General features: G+C 66.5%; 14 protein-coding genes and 1 pseudogene. 5 read left to right on the top strand and 10 right to left on the bottom strand.

The window, feature by feature from the left end; all coding sequences use genetic code 11:
• Positions 1-106 precede the first annotated feature (106 nt).
• Genes VE759_RS08155 through VE759_RS08140 form a run of 4 tightly spaced genes read right to left on the bottom strand, consistent with a single transcriptional unit; the run spans position 107 to position 4,453 of the window.
• Complete coding sequence (locus VE759_RS08155) at positions 107-754, bottom strand: YoaK family protein (protein WP_324930100.1); 648 nt, start codon at positions 752-754, stop codon at positions 107-109.
• A 29-nt stretch (positions 755-783) separates the two neighbouring features.
• Positions 784-1,845 (bottom strand): amidohydrolase family protein, encoded by a 1,062-nt coding sequence (locus VE759_RS08150; RefSeq protein WP_414687861.1) that lies wholly within the window; start codon positions 1,843-1,845, stop codon positions 784-786.
• A gap of 56 nt (positions 1,846-1,901) precedes the next feature.
• On the bottom strand, positions 1,902-3,272 hold the full coding sequence (locus VE759_RS08145) for a glutamine synthetase family protein (protein WP_324930097.1): 1,371 nt from the start codon (positions 3,270-3,272) through the stop codon (positions 1,902-1,904).
• Positions 3,273-3,310: 38 nt separating this feature from the next.
• Positions 3,311-4,453 (bottom strand): glycosyltransferase, encoded by a 1,143-nt coding sequence (locus VE759_RS08140; RefSeq protein WP_324930094.1) that lies wholly within the window; start codon positions 4,451-4,453, stop codon positions 3,311-3,313.
• Positions 4,454-4,540: 87 nt separating this feature from the next.
• Here VE759_RS08140 and VE759_RS08135 point away from each other — a divergent pair, with 87 nt between their 5' ends.
• Positions 4,541-5,050, top strand: coding sequence for a flavin reductase family protein (locus VE759_RS08135; protein WP_324930091.1), 510 nt, complete (start codon positions 4,541-4,543; stop codon positions 5,048-5,050).
• A gap of 91 nt (positions 5,051-5,141) precedes the next feature.
• Positions 5,142-6,308, top strand: coding sequence for a hypothetical protein (locus VE759_RS08130; RefSeq protein WP_324930088.1), 1,167 nt, complete (start codon positions 5,142-5,144; stop codon positions 6,306-6,308).
• 141 nt (positions 6,309-6,449) lie between these two features.
• Here VE759_RS08130 and VE759_RS08125 read toward each other — a convergent pair whose 3' ends face one another.
• Positions 6,450-7,595 (bottom strand): GAF domain-containing sensor histidine kinase, encoded by a 1,146-nt coding sequence (locus VE759_RS08125; RefSeq protein ID WP_324930160.1) that lies wholly within the window; start codon positions 7,593-7,595, stop codon positions 6,450-6,452.
• 262 nt (positions 7,596-7,857) lie between these two features.
• Positions 7,858-9,024, bottom strand: coding sequence for an alpha-hydroxy-acid oxidizing protein (locus VE759_RS08120; RefSeq protein ID WP_324930085.1), 1,167 nt, complete (start codon positions 9,022-9,024; stop codon positions 7,858-7,860).
• Positions 9,025-9,199: 175 nt separating this feature from the next.
• Between VE759_RS08120 and VE759_RS08115 the strand changes: the two genes are divergently transcribed.
• Positions 9,200-11,101: a helix-turn-helix domain-containing protein gene (locus tag VE759_RS08115; protein WP_324930082.1), complete on the top strand. Its 1,902-nt coding sequence runs from the start codon at positions 9,200-9,202 to the stop codon at positions 11,099-11,101.
• Positions 11,102-11,125: 24 nt separating this feature from the next.
• Here VE759_RS08115 and VE759_RS08110 read toward each other — a convergent pair.
• A pseudogene (locus tag VE759_RS08110) lies at positions 11,126-11,443 on the bottom strand (enoyl-CoA hydratase-related protein); the annotation flags it as partial.
• Between the two features lie 35 nt (positions 11,444-11,478).
• On the opposite strand from VE759_RS08110, the gene VE759_RS08105 reads away from it, so the two are divergent.
• Entirely contained in the window at positions 11,479-11,844 is a 366-nt protein-coding gene (locus VE759_RS08105; RefSeq protein WP_414687860.1) for a hypothetical protein, read from the top strand.
• An 11-nt stretch (positions 11,845-11,855) separates the two neighbouring features.
• Here the strand turns inward: VE759_RS08105 and VE759_RS08100 are convergent, their stop codons facing one another.
• The 3 genes from VE759_RS08100 to VE759_RS08090 all read right to left on the bottom strand — a co-directional run bounded on the left by VE759_RS08100 (position 11,856) and on the right by VE759_RS08090 (position 14,640).
• A complete protein-coding gene (locus VE759_RS08100; RefSeq protein WP_324930079.1) occupies positions 11,856-12,338 on the bottom strand; it encodes a carboxymuconolactone decarboxylase family protein in 483 nt (160 codons plus the stop codon).
• Positions 12,339-12,425: 87 nt separating this feature from the next.
• A complete protein-coding gene (locus VE759_RS08095) occupies positions 12,426-13,553 on the bottom strand; it encodes an acyl-CoA desaturase (RefSeq protein WP_324930076.1) in 1,128 nt (375 codons plus the stop codon).
• Between the two features lie 31 nt (positions 13,554-13,584).
• Positions 13,585-14,640 carry an iron-sulfur cluster-binding domain-containing protein gene (locus VE759_RS08090; RefSeq protein WP_324930073.1) on the bottom strand — a complete coding sequence of 352 codons (1,056 nt, stop codon included), beginning with the start codon at positions 14,638-14,640 and terminating at the stop codon, positions 13,585-13,587.
• Positions 14,641-14,709: 69 nt separating this feature from the next.
• Between VE759_RS08090 and VE759_RS08085 the strand changes: the two genes are divergently transcribed.
• Positions 14,710-15,384, top strand: a complete 675-nt coding sequence (locus VE759_RS08085; RefSeq protein WP_324930070.1) for a TetR family transcriptional regulator — start codon at positions 14,710-14,712, stop codon at positions 15,382-15,384.
• Positions 15,385-15,418 lie beyond the last annotated feature (34 nt).

The following is a 15,418-nucleotide window of genomic DNA, read 5'->3' as shown; positions in this document are numbered from 1 at the left end:
CTCCCGTCCCCTGGGCTTTACATGACCATGCCGAACGTCAACTTACTCTGAAGTAGGATTGATATGCCATACCCGATTTCGAGTCGGTTTAATCAGGCCACGAGCGCTATGTGGTCTTCCCCGTTTCTCGGCCCTCTCGCTCGTCGATGACGAACAGGATGAGCGTGACGGCGAGAAAGCCGGCGGGGAGCCAGATCGCGTGCACCCCCCAGGCGCGTGTCGCGGACGCGCCCGCGACCGCCCCGCCGGCGAAGGCGCCGATCACCCCGGCATAGATCGCGCAGGCTCGTCGTGAGCTGGCCACCTTCTCGACGAAACCGTCGTAGCCGGCTTCGACCATGCGCATCAGATTGCCGGTGGTCGCGACGGGCAGGTAGGCGAGGTCGCCAATGTTTCGGAACAGACCGATCTGCATGCCGGCCAGAAATGAGATCGGCACCGTGACATAACTCTGCGGCAGCGACGCGGACAGAAACCCGAATCCGGCGAGCACCACCGCCTGCATGGCCATCGTCCATCGCAGCGGATGTGGCAGCACCTTGTGGACGCGGCCCGACTTGATGTGCGACGCCAGGGCGACCCCGGCGATGAATGCGAGGATCGGCCACAGCCGCGACAGGGATTGGGCCCAATTCCTCTCGAAAAGGTGGATGGCGAAGAAAATCACGTTCGCTGTCTGCAGGTTGGCGAACACGCCGCCGCGTGCGAGGTAGGTGTGGGCGTCCAGAAAGCCGTTGCTAAGGGTGAGCAACACCGCAAACCTGAACGTGAACGTCGTGTGTATCACGACGGCTCCAGGCGGTAGACCCGTTCGGCGTTTTGGTGTGCAAGCAAATCGACCAGGCGGATCGCGTCGTTCTCCCGCCATTCGTCGGCGTCGATGAACTGTTGCAGCACATCACGAATCCCATTGCGCCACAGTGTCGCACCGAGGAAATGCAGCTCCGCCGGCCCGAAAGCGTCAGAGGAGTACAGAATTTTGCGAAATGGCGCCAGCTCAAGAAGACGGCCGATGAACGCGGCCGCCCTCGCGCCGAGGTAGTTGACCGCAAGGCCGCCGTCCAGATGGACGTTGTTGAACGCCTGCGCGAGATAGCCCGCCTCTCGTTCGTATGGATAGCAGTGCAGCAGAAGGATCGGTGTGTCGCCGGAATGACGGAGGAAGTCAAGGAGATACAGCGGATTGGTGTTGTGCAGGTCGCAGTCGCGGTCGCCGAGCCCAACGTGGAACTGCAGTGGCTTGCCGAGTCGCAGACCCTGGTGCAGCCCGAACCGCAGCAAAACCCGGTCGGTCAGCCGCACACCGCCGCGGTCGCGCCAGCGGGCGGCGGCATCGGCGACCTCGCGCGGGGTGGGCTCGGACAGGTCGGCGTCGAATCCGCCGCGGTAGGCCAGGATCGATTTCGTCGCGACCGCGGTGGCCGCTCTGCGGTGCAGAATCTCCTGGAACGCTTGGGCATAGTCGCCGGGCGCCTGTGCGGCCTGTTCGGCGACCTGCTCGAGCCGTATCACCTCGTGGGCACGGCCGCCGGAGTACTTGGCCACCGCGTCCACATCGGCCACCCCTGCCGACCATCCGGTGTCCACCAGCCAGTCGGACACGCCTGCGGCCGGCAGGAACAACCGCGCCAACTCCTGCTCGTCGAATCCGCTGCGGCGCTGCCAATATGCCGACGGGTCGGCGTGCCGGGGCAAATCCAGCAGCGGTGCGCAATGCGCGCGGACCGCGAAGCCCAACTGCGTGTCGAATGGCGAATCGAAGTCGGCGACTGGTTCGGTGTTGGCCTCATTGAGCGCGTTTTCGAACCGCGCCCGGTCGCCGGACGTGACCCAGCAGCCGTGCATGTGGTGATCGATCAGCCGGACCTCTGCGATGTGCTTCGCCAGCCCGGCGGCCACCGTCACACGCTCCACGACATGCGGAACTTCTCGGCGAGTTCGGCCGGCGGCAACTCGCCGTAATTGTCGTGCTCATAGCGGCGCACCGCGACGACAACGTCAACGGGCGCATCACCGAGGATGCCGCGCAGTCGCTGCGAGCCGTCGAGCGCGGCAATGGCGTCGGCCTGGCTGGTCGACAACAACACGGTTCCGGCCCGGCCACGCTCCTGGTCGGATTGGTTGGCGGGATCGACGGTGGTTTCCGGTGGCAACGGCGCGCGCCGCTCGATCCCGTCGAGGGCTAGTCCGAGAATCGCCGCCGATGCGAAATACGGATTCGCCGACGGATCGATGACCTTGACTTCGACGTTGGCGCCGCGCGGATTGGCCGGACCGCCCAACAGGAACCTGACCGCGGCCTCCCGGTTCTCGGTGCCCCAGCACACGTAAGCGCCCGCCCAGAAACCCGGCTGCATGCGCTGGCCCGACAGGATCGACCCGCATAGGATGCCCTGCGCGTCGGCAAGCCCGCTGAGCACGCCGCCGACCGCGCATTCGCCGTCCCCGGTCATCCCGCGCACACCCGGCCCGTCCGAGAACAACGATCTGCCAGCCCTGGTAAGTGAAAAGTGTTGGTGAGCACCCGATCCCACGCTCCCCGCGAACGGGACCGGTGAGAAGCTGGCCCGCATGCCGTAGCGCCGGGCGACCCGGCCGATGATGATCCTGGCCAGCACGAGCTGGTCGGCTGCGGCAACCGGCGAGAGCGGCGCAAGCGAAATCTCGAACTGGTTCGGCCCGTACTCGGGGTGGAACTGCTCGATGCCGACCCCGGACGCGGCGGCCGCCATGGTGACGTCGCGCACGAAGCCCTCGTGTTCGAGCACGCCGGCCAGCCCATATTGCGCCCACAGCGCCGATGGCAACCGACCGCCGTCGGCCCCGACGAGCACGAATTCGAGCTCGTGACCTACCCGGGCGTCGAGGTCGACCGAGGCCAGCCGCGTCTCGATGCGCTGCAATGTGCCACGGCTGCAGGCCTGCACCGGTGTGCCGTCCTGTTCGAAGAACTGGCCCGGCGCCCAAGCCAATCCGTCACCGACAGTGCGCAGTGCCGTCATGTCGATGCGCACCCGCTGATCACCTACCACGCCGATGCCCTCGGTGAACGCGATGCCGGTCTGGTCGATCGTGAAGCCGTGCCAGACGGGGCTGGCGCCGAGACCCGCATCGGCGAATGCGGTGGACCGGCGCAGCGGCACGGTCTTCGCGTGGATGAGCCCGGCCGGGTTGACGACCGTGCCGATCACCGCGTCGATCCCGCTGGCCTCGAGCTGAGCAATTCCGGGCGCGGCTGTGGTGGTTTCCGTGGCTGGGGCGCTGACCGACATGGGTGCCATTGTGCAGCGGCGGGGTCGCGCTCAGCGGATTATGCGGTGTCTTGCGAATCAGGCAGTTGATCGTCGGATGATCGGCTCAACGCGGTCAGCATCGTCGTCGCGGTCCGCGGCCAGGTGAACTGCTCTGCGCGGCGGCGGGCGCCGCTGCGGCGTTCCCGCTCCGGCCGCTCGACGATCCCACGGACCGCACGGGCTATCGCGGCGGGGTCGTTGTCGGCCCATGCGCCGCTGTCGGTGGTGATGATCTCGGTCAGCGCCGAGGTTCGCGACACGACCGCGGGTGTCCCGCACGCCAGTGCCTCCAGCGCCGCGAGCCCGAACGTTTCGTGGGGGCCCGGTGCCAGGGCGACGTCCGCGGAGGCCAGCAGGCCGGCCACGGTGCGCCGATTGTTGATGAACCCGGCGAATTTAACGGGCAGCTGGGCGGCTTGCCGCTCCAGCCGGTCGCGCATCGGGCCTTCGCCGGCGACGACGAGCCGCACATCAACGCCCGCGTCGCACAGCGCGGCGACCGCATCGATGCTGCGGTCGGCGCGCTTCTCGACGGACAGCCGGCCGCAGTGCACCAGCAGCACTTGGTTTGCCGCCGCCCACTGCTGACGTATCGCCGCCGAGTGCCGGCGCGGATGAAACGTCTCCAGGTCCACGCCGAGCGGGACGGTCAATGTGTTGGCCGCGGCGATCCGGTCGAATTCTTCGCGCGCGAAGCGCGTCGTGCAGACGACGGTGTCGTAGTCGCTGGCCGTGCGCCGGTTCGCGAAGTCCGCGAACCTCTGCGCCCCACGTCGGGGAAGTAGTTGTCCGGCAAGACGATCGAGTCGCTCGTGGGAGATCATGACCGTCGTCACGCCGCGTTCGCGGCCCCACCTGCCAAGCGACCGCAGCGTGAGCCGGTCTGACACCTCAAGCGCATCCGGGACGAGCGCCTCCAACACTGCCGTCACCGGTCCCGGCATCACGGCCCGATAGCCGCCTGTGAACGGAATTCGCCTGGCCGGAACGCAGATTCGGACCACCCCGGTCCTGAGCCTGCTTCGAGCCGCCCGTGGACCGGGCACGATCAGGAACACCTCGTGGCCGGCCGCGCAGTACTCCGCGCCGAGCCGGTCGACCGCGGTACGGAGGCCGCCCGAGCGGGGTCCATAAAAGTTGGCGACCTGTACGACGCGCATGAGTTGAGAACAACCGCCACACCTGTGCGGTCAACGACAGCGCCACGACCGTTGCCTGAACACTCCGTGAACAGCGACGATCGGGTTATGCCGAAGGACACGACCGTGGTCGGCGAGCTGGCGTTCGAGCGGCTGGCGGGGCTGCTCGATTATCCGATGTTCGTGGTCACGACCAGCGCCGACGGAGAATCCGCCGGATGCCTGGTCGGGTTCACCAGCCAGGTCAGCATCCGCCCGCCGCGATTCCTGGTTGGCCTGTCGAAGCGCAACCACACCTTCCGGGTGGCGCAGCGCAGCGACCACTTGGCGGTACATCTGCTGGCCCGCACGCACCGCGAGCTGGCCAGGCTGTTCGGCAGCGAGACCGGCGACGAGGTCAACAAGTTCGCCAAGTGTGCGTGGCACCCCGGCCCGCACGGCATGCCAATACTGGCCAGCGCCGTCGGCTGGTTCGTCGGGACGGTGATCACCCGCATCGACGTCGGCGACCATGTCGGGTTCCTGCTGGAACCCGTCGACGGCAGCGCACCACAGCGTTTCGACCGGCTGGTGACGTTCTCCGACGTCCGCGATCTCGACCCCGGTCACGAGGCGTGACGCGATCGAGGGTTGGTCCGACCGGTGCGCGGGCACTCAAACCGGGACATCGCGAGAACTGGAGCAGCCATGCACTCTGAACGCTGGCATCGTGCTCGACGGCAAACAAGTGGTCTTCTTGAGCTGTATGGATTCCTACGCCGACAGGCTGGCGAGGCCCATTCGGGACCGCCTTAACGAACTCGGCTATCGCGCTGTGATCCTGACGGATGAACCAATGCTCAGGGGAGCCTTCGATCCCGAGGCTAACGTCGATGGCTATCTCGAGGCGTCCGATGCCTTCGTCGCCCTAGCAACGCACGACAACCGGATGGGCCCGACCGGCACGGCCGGGAACATTCTGGATGAGATAGGCCGGGCGCGAAGGATCGCCGGCCTGAAAGATGTCATGCTCGTGATGAAGCAAGACACCGTCAAACTCCCCAGCAACATCAATCCGCTATATGAGCGGCTCGATCCCGAAGATCCCGATGCGGCAGTTGAAGTCATCATGCGGCAATTGGACGCGTGGGGCGTCGTTCCCACCCGCGCTCCGACACCAGCCCCGCGCGAGCCCCTGCCCGATGGGGCCCTCGACACATTGCTCGCCGGCGTTGATCTCGGAGAGCATGATGCGACCGAAGCGAGGCTGCGCAGGTTGTTCGGCACGATCACCAAACAGGATCAGCGTCGGGTTTCCCGCGACATCTTCAACCACCTGTTGGCCGTTCCTGGCGATGGTCGCGAGATCCATATTGTCAGCGGCTTCCTCGAAGCGTGCGCCCGTATCGATGCCGCACTCGTCGAACCGGACTGGATCGAGCAGCTCGTCGAGTCACGGGTGGTGCAGCACCGAATGTGCGCCGCCGTGATCCTTTGGCAAAGGGCATCAGTTGATCCCGGCAGTGTGCCCCTCGACCTCGTTGCAAAACTGGCGAAGCCATCGACCGAAGACTGGTATGTCTACTCCCCGGCGATCGCCGCCGCTAAACAGTTGGCGCTAACCCGCCGTTCCGCGATGGAGATCCTGCTCGACCTCACCCGCAGCCGGGACGCCACCGACCGCTCATCAGGCGTCCACGCCCTCGGTGGTATCGCCCACCGCGTTGATCCGGTGGTCGTCTGGATCACTGCCCGGGAGCAGCTCGAACAACTCGCGACAGATCATGATGAAACTGTCGCCGGGCCGGCTGGCGAACTCCTTCGGGACCTGTTTAAGCAGTATGGGCATCTTGAACCGCCCGAAGTACCCGACCCGTACGGGCACTTCGGGCTGTAGATCGACCACGAGTGGACGGACCCGCGGGGTGGCCCTTTGATAGGCAGCGCCAGCAACCTCGGCATTGCCGCCATTGCACACACGATCTGGAATCCATAGGTGGGAGCGGGAAGGAGCCTGAGCCGGTTCTGCGGACAGTTCTTATGTGGCAGTTGAGTATTGCGTAGTGGCTGGCAGTATGGCTAGTCGTGGCGCGGACGTGGTTGTCGATTTGGGGGGAGGGATAGTGACGTCGATCGCCGTCCCGCTTTTCGCGGGACTGTTGACAGTGATCTTGCCGCCGAGGGCGTCTATGCGGTCTTTAAGCCCAATGATCCCGGAGCCTTTACCTGGGTCAGCTCCACCGATCCCGTCGTCGCGAATAGACAAATACAGGTTTTCGTCAGCGGTTCGCGCGCACACCGTAACTTCGCAAGCTTGGGCATGTTTAGCGGCGTTAGCGAGCGCCTCGGCGGTCACAAAGTAGGCGGCTACCTCGACCGAATCGGGCAATTCTGCCTCGATCGCGACATCAACGGTCACAGGGACCGCGGAGCGGCGCGCCAGTGCCTTGAGTGCAGCCCCGAGGCCGCCGCTCGACAGGATGGCCGGATGAATCCCGCGTGAGATTTCTTGCAGCTCTGCTAACACGGCCGTCAAACCGGACGCAACCTCGGACAGCTCCGCCTTGAGGTCGTCGACTTCGGCCTGCGGGTGGTCCAGCACGCTGCGCACCTTCAATCCGAGCGCGACCAGACGTTGTTGCGCACCGTCGTGTAGGTCACGTTCGATGCGGCGACGGGCGTCGTCCGCGGCGGCCACGATCCGTGCCTGTAAGGCGATTAATTCAGCGCGGGTGGTGGCGGCGGCGATCGCGGTGGCGGCAAGGTCGGCGAAGTCGGCGATGCGTTCCTCGATGCCCGCCGGCAGCGGCTCCGGCCCCGTGGACACCAACGCTGCGACACCCCAAACGCGGCCGTCCACGATTATCGGCGCTCCGGCCGCGCTATGAATCCGCGCCTGGCGAACCGCCTCAGCAATCGAGCCAGGCGAGTAGTCGTAGCTGTCCATGCGCGCGGGCCGACGAGTACCCGCCACCCGTGCGCTGAGGCTGTCACCCTCCAGTGACAGTCGCTGGCCGACGGCCGGGTAGCTTAGCCCGGCTTCGAAGCGCCCCCGGGCCAGGTAGACAGCCGTGCCGTCGTCGTCGATTCGGCTCACAATAACGTTTGCCAAATGCAGCCAGCCTGCCATCTCGTCAGCCACCGCGGCGAATACCTCCAATGGCTGCGCGCCTCGCGCCACCATTGTCGCCACCCGCCGCAGCCCTTGCTTCTGGCTGGCGAGCTCCCCGGGCCTGTCGCGGTCGTCCTCGCAGTCGCCGAGCCGGGAATGGCCATTCCGGCGGTTTTGGATGTCATGCATGTTTTGCTTCTCCTGCGCTTGTCACCTGTGGTTGCCGTGCTTCGCGGCTGTACAGCCACAACTGATCGCCTGCGGCCGCGGGTGATCAGCGATTCCGGGGGCTGTCACGCGAGCGGGTATTGCCCGACCGCGTGTGGGGTCGCCCCTACAGGCGCTGGACCCCGGCTGCGCGCAGGTCCGCGACGGTGGGGAAGCCGTCGATTGCCATCAGCAGGTCGAGCTCGGCCAGCAGGGACCGCAGCTGAGAAACGACGCCGTCGGTGCCGCCGACTGCCAGCGCGTAGATGTAGGGACGGCCGACGCCGACGGCGGTGGCTCCCATGGCCAGCGCTTTGGCGACGTCCGAACCACTGCGCACGCCTGAATCGAACAGCACCGGCATGCCGTCGGCGGCTTCCACGACGGCGGGCAGCGCGTCGAGGGCAGGCAGCCCCCCGTTCGCCTGGCGTCCGCCGTGATTAGAGCAGTAGATGGCGTCGATGCCGTAGTCCTTGGCGCGGCGGACGTCGTCGGGATGGCAGAGTCCCTTAAGCAGGATCGGTAACTTCGTGAGCGAGCGCAGCCAGGTCAGGTCGGCCCACTGCAGCGAGTTGCCCCACACCTTGATCCACTCCAGGGTGGCCGCCTTGAGGTCGTCCTGCGGGGACTCCTTGAGCCGCTTGCGGAAAACCTTGTCGGTGAAGTAGTTCTGCAGAACGTAACCACGCAACTGCGGGAAGTTACCGGTGTTCAGGTCCCTGGGGCGCCACCCGGTGGTCCAGGTGTCCAGAGTGACGACGATGGCCCGGTAACCGGCGCGTTCCGCCCGGTACACGAAGCTTTCGGCCAGCTCACGGTCGTTGGGCGTGTACAGCTGAAACAGCCCCGGGGTGTCGCCCGCGTGCGCGGCCACGTCTTCCATGCGGTCCTGGGTGAGCGTGGAGGCCACCATGGGCACGCCGGTCACTGCGGACGCCTTGGCCACCTGGATGTCACCGTGGAAGTCCTGCGAGCACAGGCCGATGACACCGACCGGAGCCATGAACAACGGGGTCGGCAACGTCATGCCGAACAGCGACACCGACAAATCCCGCTCATAAGCGCCGTTGAGCATGCGCGGAACGATCCCGTAGCGGGAGAACGCGCTGACGTTTGCGCGCTGGGTGCCCTCATCGCCGCAGCCGCCCGCCACATAGGAGTGCACCCACCATGGCAGCACCTCACCCGCCTTGCGCTCGAGTAATGGGAAATCGACCGGGTACTTGGGAACCCGGCCTTCGAGGCCGTCGAAGTAGATTTCGAACTGATAGTCGCCGTATTGCTGCGAGGGCATAACTGGTCTCCTGTCCTGGGAGCGTCGGTTCATCGGCCCAGCGATCCGAGGGATCAGCCGAGCGCCTCGCGGCCCCTGGCCTCTCCGGTGGCTCATCCCCGAGGCTAAGCGGCAACGGCGCCGACGGACATGGACGAAAGGCATGGCAATTCATAACAATATGTATGCTTTCTCCATGTCCGGGTTTTCCATCGCCGGGTGGGAAGCAGCGCTGCTGGGTGCCGACCCGGTGGCGCGCGTCGACGAGTTCATCGATGCGCTGCCCCTATCCGAGCGCGGAACCGTCGAACTGTCCGGTGCCGAGTTGCGGGAGTCGGCCCGGCGGATAGCGAGCCGGCTCACCGCGTTGCAGACGCGGGTCGCTCGTCAGCTCGAGGTCCGGGGAGTGACGCATGCGATCACCGGCGTGCGCGCACCTGAGCTGATCATGGACCGTCTGGTGGTGGAGGCGCGGCGCCTGCTGTCCGCAGACCTCGCCTTCATCGCCACCGGCGACCGCGAAGTCCGGTTCACGATCCGGCATTGCGCCGGAGTCGCGCTGACCGAACTGGTCGGTATGTCGTTCGCGCCTCGCACCGGCCTGGCCGCCGAAGTCGTCCGCACAGGTCAGCCGATGCAGGTGCTGGACTACGCCTCGAGCACACTGTTCACCCACGGAGAAGCCGACGAGATCGCTCGCGCAGAGGGCATGGTCAGTGTGCTCGCCATCCCGCTGGTTCTGCGCGCCCGTCTGGGTGGAGTGCTCTGCGTCGCGCACCGGACAGCAACCGAGTTCTCGCCGACGGATGTCGAGATGGGCGTAGTCATCGCCGACCATGCTGCGAGCTGCGTGGAAACGGCCGCGCTGCTCGAGCAGCACGCCGACCGCATCGAGCGACTGACCCAGCTCAACCAGGAGCTCAGCCGGCGCGACCGGCTGCTGTCCGACGAGGCGCGGTGGACCGCCGACGTGATCGACATCGTCGGCGAAGGTGGCGGCGTGCAGCAGATCCTCACAGCCCTCAGCGCCGAGCAGCGCGATGTTGCGTTCGTTCCCGCCTCGGGAGGTCCGCCGCAGCGGTCAGGTCCGCGGGTTCTCACCGACACCGAACTCGCCGCCGTGCTCACGGCCCCGCAATCCGATGATCCTGACGTGCAGATCCGCGACGGCGCGGCCGAAGCCGGTTTGTTTTGCTACCGCCTGCCGGTGGCGGCCGGCGGCCAGCACTTCGGCACCCTGATGCTCGCCCGTGGTGAGCCGATCTCCGCTGAGGACGAGGCATTGCTGCGCCGCGCCGCGCCGGTGCTCGCGCTCATCCTCGCCGCACAGGCGGCGGCCGAGAACGAAGTCTGGCGCGATCGGGGCGCCTGGCTGCGCGCCGCGCTCGCCGGACCCGACGACGCGCCCGACCCAGGCAGGCTTCCCGGCGTACGGCCGAACCGCACCTACGTCGTCCTGTACTGCGCCCTGCGGCCCGACCGGGCCGATACCGGCGGCCGACCGGTGCTGGCCCCCGCACGCGTGGCCTCGGCCCTGCCCGCGGGTACGTCCTTCCCCGACGGCGACGACCTGGTCGTCATCTGCCCGGCGGCCGACCTCGAACGCACCGTACGGGCTCTCCGGACCTCGCTGGGGTGCGCGACGTTCGCCGCCGGAGTATCCGCCGAAGTGCCTGGCCGGATCGGCGAGCTCCGTAACGCCGTGCGTGAGGCCCGTCGTACCGCCAACGGATTGTTGAAGCTCCGCATGCGGCAAACGGTTGCCGACAGTTCAGCGCTCGGCCCGCTAACCCTCTTGCTGGCCGCCGCCGGTGACGCCGACGCACTGCTGCAAGCCGAAGAGACCCTGCGTCCCCTCGCCACGCTTCCGGCCCGTCGCGCAGCCGAGCTCCGCGAAACGATGGCAGCCTTCTTGCGCCACAACCAGCACATGCAGCGCACCGCCCACGACCTGCACATCCACGTCAACACTCTGTACCAGCGGCTGGACTCCATCACCGACCTGTTTGGCGACCTCTGGCGCACACCACAGCAGAGCCTCGCCCTCCGCCTAGCGCTAGAGATCACCGACCTGGCCGCCCGAACTCCGGTGAAGTAGATCTCCGGCCAGCCCGTTAGTCCGGAGAATCATGAACTTCTGGTGCGGCGACGTGGCGTGCGCGGTGGTGTGCATCATGTCCTTGCCGGGATCCCGCCGCCCGTCGGTGAGCAGCCTTGCGCCGTAACGGAAGCCGCCGCCGAAGTCGTAGCCGGCGCAGAACGCGCGGCCGGCGCCGCGCAGGATGATCACCTTCACGGACTCGTCGCGCACGGCGGTCTCGACGGCATGCTCAACCTCGTCGGGCATCGGCGCGACGATGGTGTTGAGCGCGGCGGGGCGATTGAGAGTGACCGTCGCGATCGGGCCCTCGCAGCCGTAGAGGATCGTCTGGTAGCTCATCGACAACTCCCGATGGATACAGTCGGGCTGTGCAACTGGAGACACTGGGCAGGCTGCTGCTTCGTGCCGCGCCGTTTTTCAATGCGCCGGTGGCGGCCATCGCCGTGTCGCCGCGCTTCAGCGGTCTGGTCGGTCGAAACATCGCCGTGCTGAGCTACACCGGACGGCGCACCGGTCGGCGTTTCAGCATTCCGGTCGGGTACCGGCGCAGCGGCGACGAGATCGTCATCGACGTCGGGATGGCCGACGCCAAGACGTGGTGGCGGAACTTCCTCGGCGAAGGCGCGCCGCTGACGCTGCGGCTGGGCGGCGCAGACCGACCGGGTCATGGTGTCGCGCGGCGCGACGACCAAGGCCCACGGGCTGGCCGCGTCACCGTCACCGTGTGGCTTACCGACTGATCCGCCGATCCTCAGACCGTGAGCTTGCACGTCTGGCCGACGTCCAATGTGCGCAGCACGCGGCCCATCCCGAGCCAGAGCGCACACGACAACGCGAGGTCGGCCAGCAGCTCGTCGGAGAAGTGCAGCCCGCATCGTGCCCAGAACTCTTCGTCGTCACGCAGCCCCGTGTGGTCGGTGGCGAATCGGTGTGCGAATTCGGCCGCGATTTGCTCTTGCTCGCTGTAGCCCGGCCAGGTCCGCCACTCGTCGGCGTGGTCGTAGAGGTCCTCGTCGACTCCGGCGGCGGGTCCGTCAGCAAACCGGGTGTTCCGGCACACCGCGCACTCGTTGTCGAGCGCCACTACCATCCGGGCGATTTCGCGTACCCGCAACGGCAGTCGGCTGCGGTGATAGACCGCGTCACTGAAATTGCCGATCGCTGCGCCGAGTTGCGGCGCCACGGCTATCCACCCGACCAGATCGTCGTCAGCGAACGCTCCGATTCGACTCATGGCGTGATGGTACGCCCGGCGGTATGAAATTGCGGTCTGAAATTGAAACACGTTCTAATTTGCGGTTGCCGACCGCGACACTAGCGATTAGGCCGCCATTGGGCCGCGACGGCGCGTCAGGCCCGCGACGGCCTGAAGCGGAGTGCTGGTTGCCGGGTCGCGCGGCGGCAGCGCCAGCTTGACGATCTTGCGGACCACGGTGCCGAACTGCTTGCGCAGCGGGCCGGTGTTATACGGGATGCCGTATCGCTGGCAGATCTGCCGAACCTCGACCGAGATCTCCGCCAGCCGGTGAGCCGGGATGTCGGGGAATAGATGGTGCTCGATCTGGAAAGACAGGTTGCCCGACAGGATGTGGAAGAGCTTGCCCCCGGCGAGGTTTGCCGACCCGAGGATCTGACGGAAGTACCACTGGCCCCTGGTCTCGTTCTGCGTCTCCTCGATGGAGAACTCTTGGACGTCTTCCGGGAAGTGTCCGCAGAAGATGATCATGAACGCCCAGACGTTGCGGACCAGATTTGCGCTGAGGTTGCCCGCGGCGACTAACGGCGCGAAGGGCCCGGCCAACAGCGGGAACGCGACATAGTCCTTGAGCATCTGGCGCTTTGTCTTGCACCACATGCCGTCGAGGATTTCGCGTTTGTCGGCCCAGCTGATCTCGCCCGCCCGGATGCGCTCGGTCTCCAATTCGTGTGCGGCAACGCCATATTGGAACAGCACCATCAGCAGGAACGCATATAGCGGGTTGCCGAGGTAGTAGGGGTGCCACTTCTGGCCCTCGCTCATCCGCAGGACGCCGTAGCCGATGTCGCGGTCCATGCCCACGATGTTGGTGTGCGTGTGGTGCAGATAATTGTGCGAATGCCGCCACTGGTCGCCGGGGCACGCGGTGTCCCACTCGAAGCCGCGACTGGAAATCGCCGGGTCGCCCATCCAGTCGTATTGGCCATGCATGACGTTGTGGCCGATTTCCATGTTGTCGAGGATCTTCGACAGGGCCAGCATGGCCGTGCCCGCAAGCCACGCGGGTGGCAGAACACCGGCGAACAGCATCGACCGGCCGCCGACCTCCAGCGCACGCTGCGCCTTGATGATGCGCCGGATGTATGTCGAATCGCGCTCCCCCAGATCCGCGACGACGCGTTCCCTGAGGGCATCCAGTTCGCGGCCGAACGCCTCGGCCTGTTCCGGCGTCAAAGTGATCTTTTCGGACATTTGAAGGTCCTTTCCCAGAATCGTTTTGGTGTCACAGCGCGAGTTCGACGTCGCCGACCGGGGCGGACACGCAAATCTGCACGTCCTCCTCGTCGGTGCGCGAGGTCGCGCCGGTGGTCAGGTTTCGCACCACGCCGCTGGTCTTGCGTCGCGTGCATGTGTGGCAGATGCCCATGCGGCATCCGCTGTCCGGTGTCAGCCCGGCGGCCTCGGCCTGATCGAGCAGCGACCGGCCGTCATCGGTGACGGTGACGCCGCTGTCGGTGAAAGCGACTCGGCCACCGGATGACTGGGCCGGTACGACGACATTGGGCGGCACGAAGCTTTCGGACTTGACATTGTCGCAGTGTTCGCGCACGGCGTCGGCCAGCGCCGGCGGGCCGCACACGTACACCACCTCGGGCGAGTCGATTGCGGCGGCGAGGTGATCGGGCCCGAAGTGCCCGGCGAGGTCGCCGGCGTGCTCGGAGCGGGTAAAGCCGTGCAGTACTCGCAGGTTCGGCATGGCGGCGAGCTCGTGTCGGTAGCACGCCTCCTCGGCGCAGCGAGCGTAGTGAATGAACGCCGCCTCGCCGTCGTAACCTTCGGCGCGCAGTGTGCGCAGCATGGACATCACCGGCGTGATCCCGCTGCCGCCGGAGACGAACAGAATGCGCCGCGGCCGATCGGCCGGCAGCACGAAGTCGCCTCCGACGCCGTCCAGACCGACGACCATTCCCGCGTGGGCCTGATCGAACAGGAACGTGGAGACCAACCCGCCGTCGTGGCGGCCGATCGTCAGCTCGATGACTGGGGCGCCCTGGGCGCTGGCGGCCGAATAGCAGCGGGTGCGGCGGCGGCCGGCGATCTCGACGGTGAGGTTGATGTGCTGTCCGGCCTGGAAACCGCGGAATGCGAGGTTGGGCTCCAGTGTCAGGGTGACGCTGCGCGGTGTCGTCCGCCGTGCGGCGAGCACCCTGGCGCGGGCGTCGCCCAGCGTCCAGGTCGGGGCCATCAGCTCGGTGTAGCGGTCAACGCCGTGGGGCCCGGTGAGGAGATCGACCAGGCCGGAGCCCAACACCCGCCGGGTGAGCGTTTGAGTGAACATATGTATACCGTGCGTGGTCAAGTAGCAGGCTGTCAACTGATTCATGCACGTTGTGGTAGCTTTCACATAGTGAACAGTCGTACGCCCAGTTCGCGAAAGCGGCGCGGCGACTCGTCGCCCTCCCGGCAGCGGGTGTCCAGGGAGGAGCGCAAGGAGGCCACCCGCCGCGCGATAGTCGCGGCGGCGCTGAAGCTGCTCGAGGAGCGAAGCTTCTCGGCGCTGAGCCTGCGCGAGGTCACCCGGGCGGCCGGCATCGTGCCGGGGGCGTTCTACCGCCACTTCGAGTCCATGGAAGCGCTGGGACTGGTGCTGATCGACGAGTCGTTCCGCGCGCTGCGTGACATGCTGCGCTATGCGCGCGCCGGCCAACTCGATCCGAACCGGGTAATCGAGTCGTCGGTGGAAATCCTCGTCGCCAGCGTCGACCAACAACGTGAGCATTGGCGGTTCATCGGGCGCGAGCGCTCCAGCGGCGTGACCGTGCTGCGCTATGCGATTCGCACCGAGATTCGGCTCATCACCTCCGAGCTCGCGATCGACCTCGCCCGCTTTCCCGGGTTGAACAATTGGAGCAGCGAGGACCTCAACATCCTGGCGAGCCTGTTCGTCAACTCGATGATCGTCATCGCCGAGGCCATCGAGGACGCGCAGGATCCGGGGGCGCTGGCGGAGATCAAGCGAATTGCGGTCAAGCAGTTGCGGATGATCGCGGTCGGGGTCGCCGGCTGGCGCAGCAGCGGCTGAATCGACGCGAGTGGGTGCGCCGTAGGCTCGACGG

Origin of the sequence: Mycobacterium sp. (assembly GCF_035640695.1) — a bacterium.
In the GTDB taxonomy this organism is placed as follows: domain Bacteria; phylum Actinomycetota; class Actinomycetes; order Mycobacteriales; family Mycobacteriaceae; genus Mycobacterium.
Note: the sequence above shows the minus strand (reverse complement) of the source record. Positions and strands in the feature narration are given on the sequence as shown.

What these genes read in the sequence shown, in the direction of transcription:
- VE759_RS08120 (WP_324930085.1), bottom strand. Translation starts at nt 9,024, where the DNA reads ATGCCCTCGCAGCAATACGGCGACTATCAGTTCGAAATCTACTTCGAC.
- VE759_RS08150 (WP_414687861.1), bottom strand. Translation starts at nt 1,845, where the DNA reads ATGCACGGCTGCTGGGTCACGTCCGGCGACCGGGCGCGGTTCGAAAAC.
- VE759_RS08135 (WP_324930091.1), top strand. Translation starts at nt 4,541, where the DNA reads ATGCCGAAGGACACGACCGTGGTCGGCGAGCTGGCGTTCGAGCGGCTG.
- VE759_RS08145 (WP_324930097.1), bottom strand. Translation starts at nt 3,272, where the DNA reads ATGTCGGTCAGCGCCCCAGCCACGGAAACCACCACAGCCGCGCCCGGA.
- VE759_RS08095 (WP_324930076.1), bottom strand. Translation starts at nt 13,553, where the DNA reads ATGTCCGAAAAGATCACTTTGACGCCGGAACAGGCCGAGGCGTTCGGC.
- VE759_RS08090 (WP_324930073.1), bottom strand. Translation starts at nt 14,640, where the DNA reads ATGTTCACTCAAACGCTCACCCGGCGGGTGTTGGGCTCCGGCCTGGTC.
- VE759_RS08100 (WP_324930079.1), bottom strand. Translation starts at nt 12,338, where the DNA reads ATGAGTCGAATCGGAGCGTTCGCTGACGACGATCTGGTCGGGTGGATA.
- VE759_RS08140 (WP_324930094.1), bottom strand. Translation starts at nt 4,453, where the DNA reads ATGCGCGTCGTACAGGTCGCCAACTTTTATGGACCCCGCTCGGGCGGC.
- VE759_RS08115 (WP_324930082.1), top strand. Translation starts at nt 9,200, where the DNA reads ATGTCCGGGTTTTCCATCGCCGGGTGGGAAGCAGCGCTGCTGGGTGCC.
- VE759_RS08125 (WP_324930160.1), bottom strand. Translation starts at nt 7,595, where the DNA reads ATGGTGGCGCGAGGCGCGCAGCCATTGGAGGTATTCGCCGCGGTGGCT.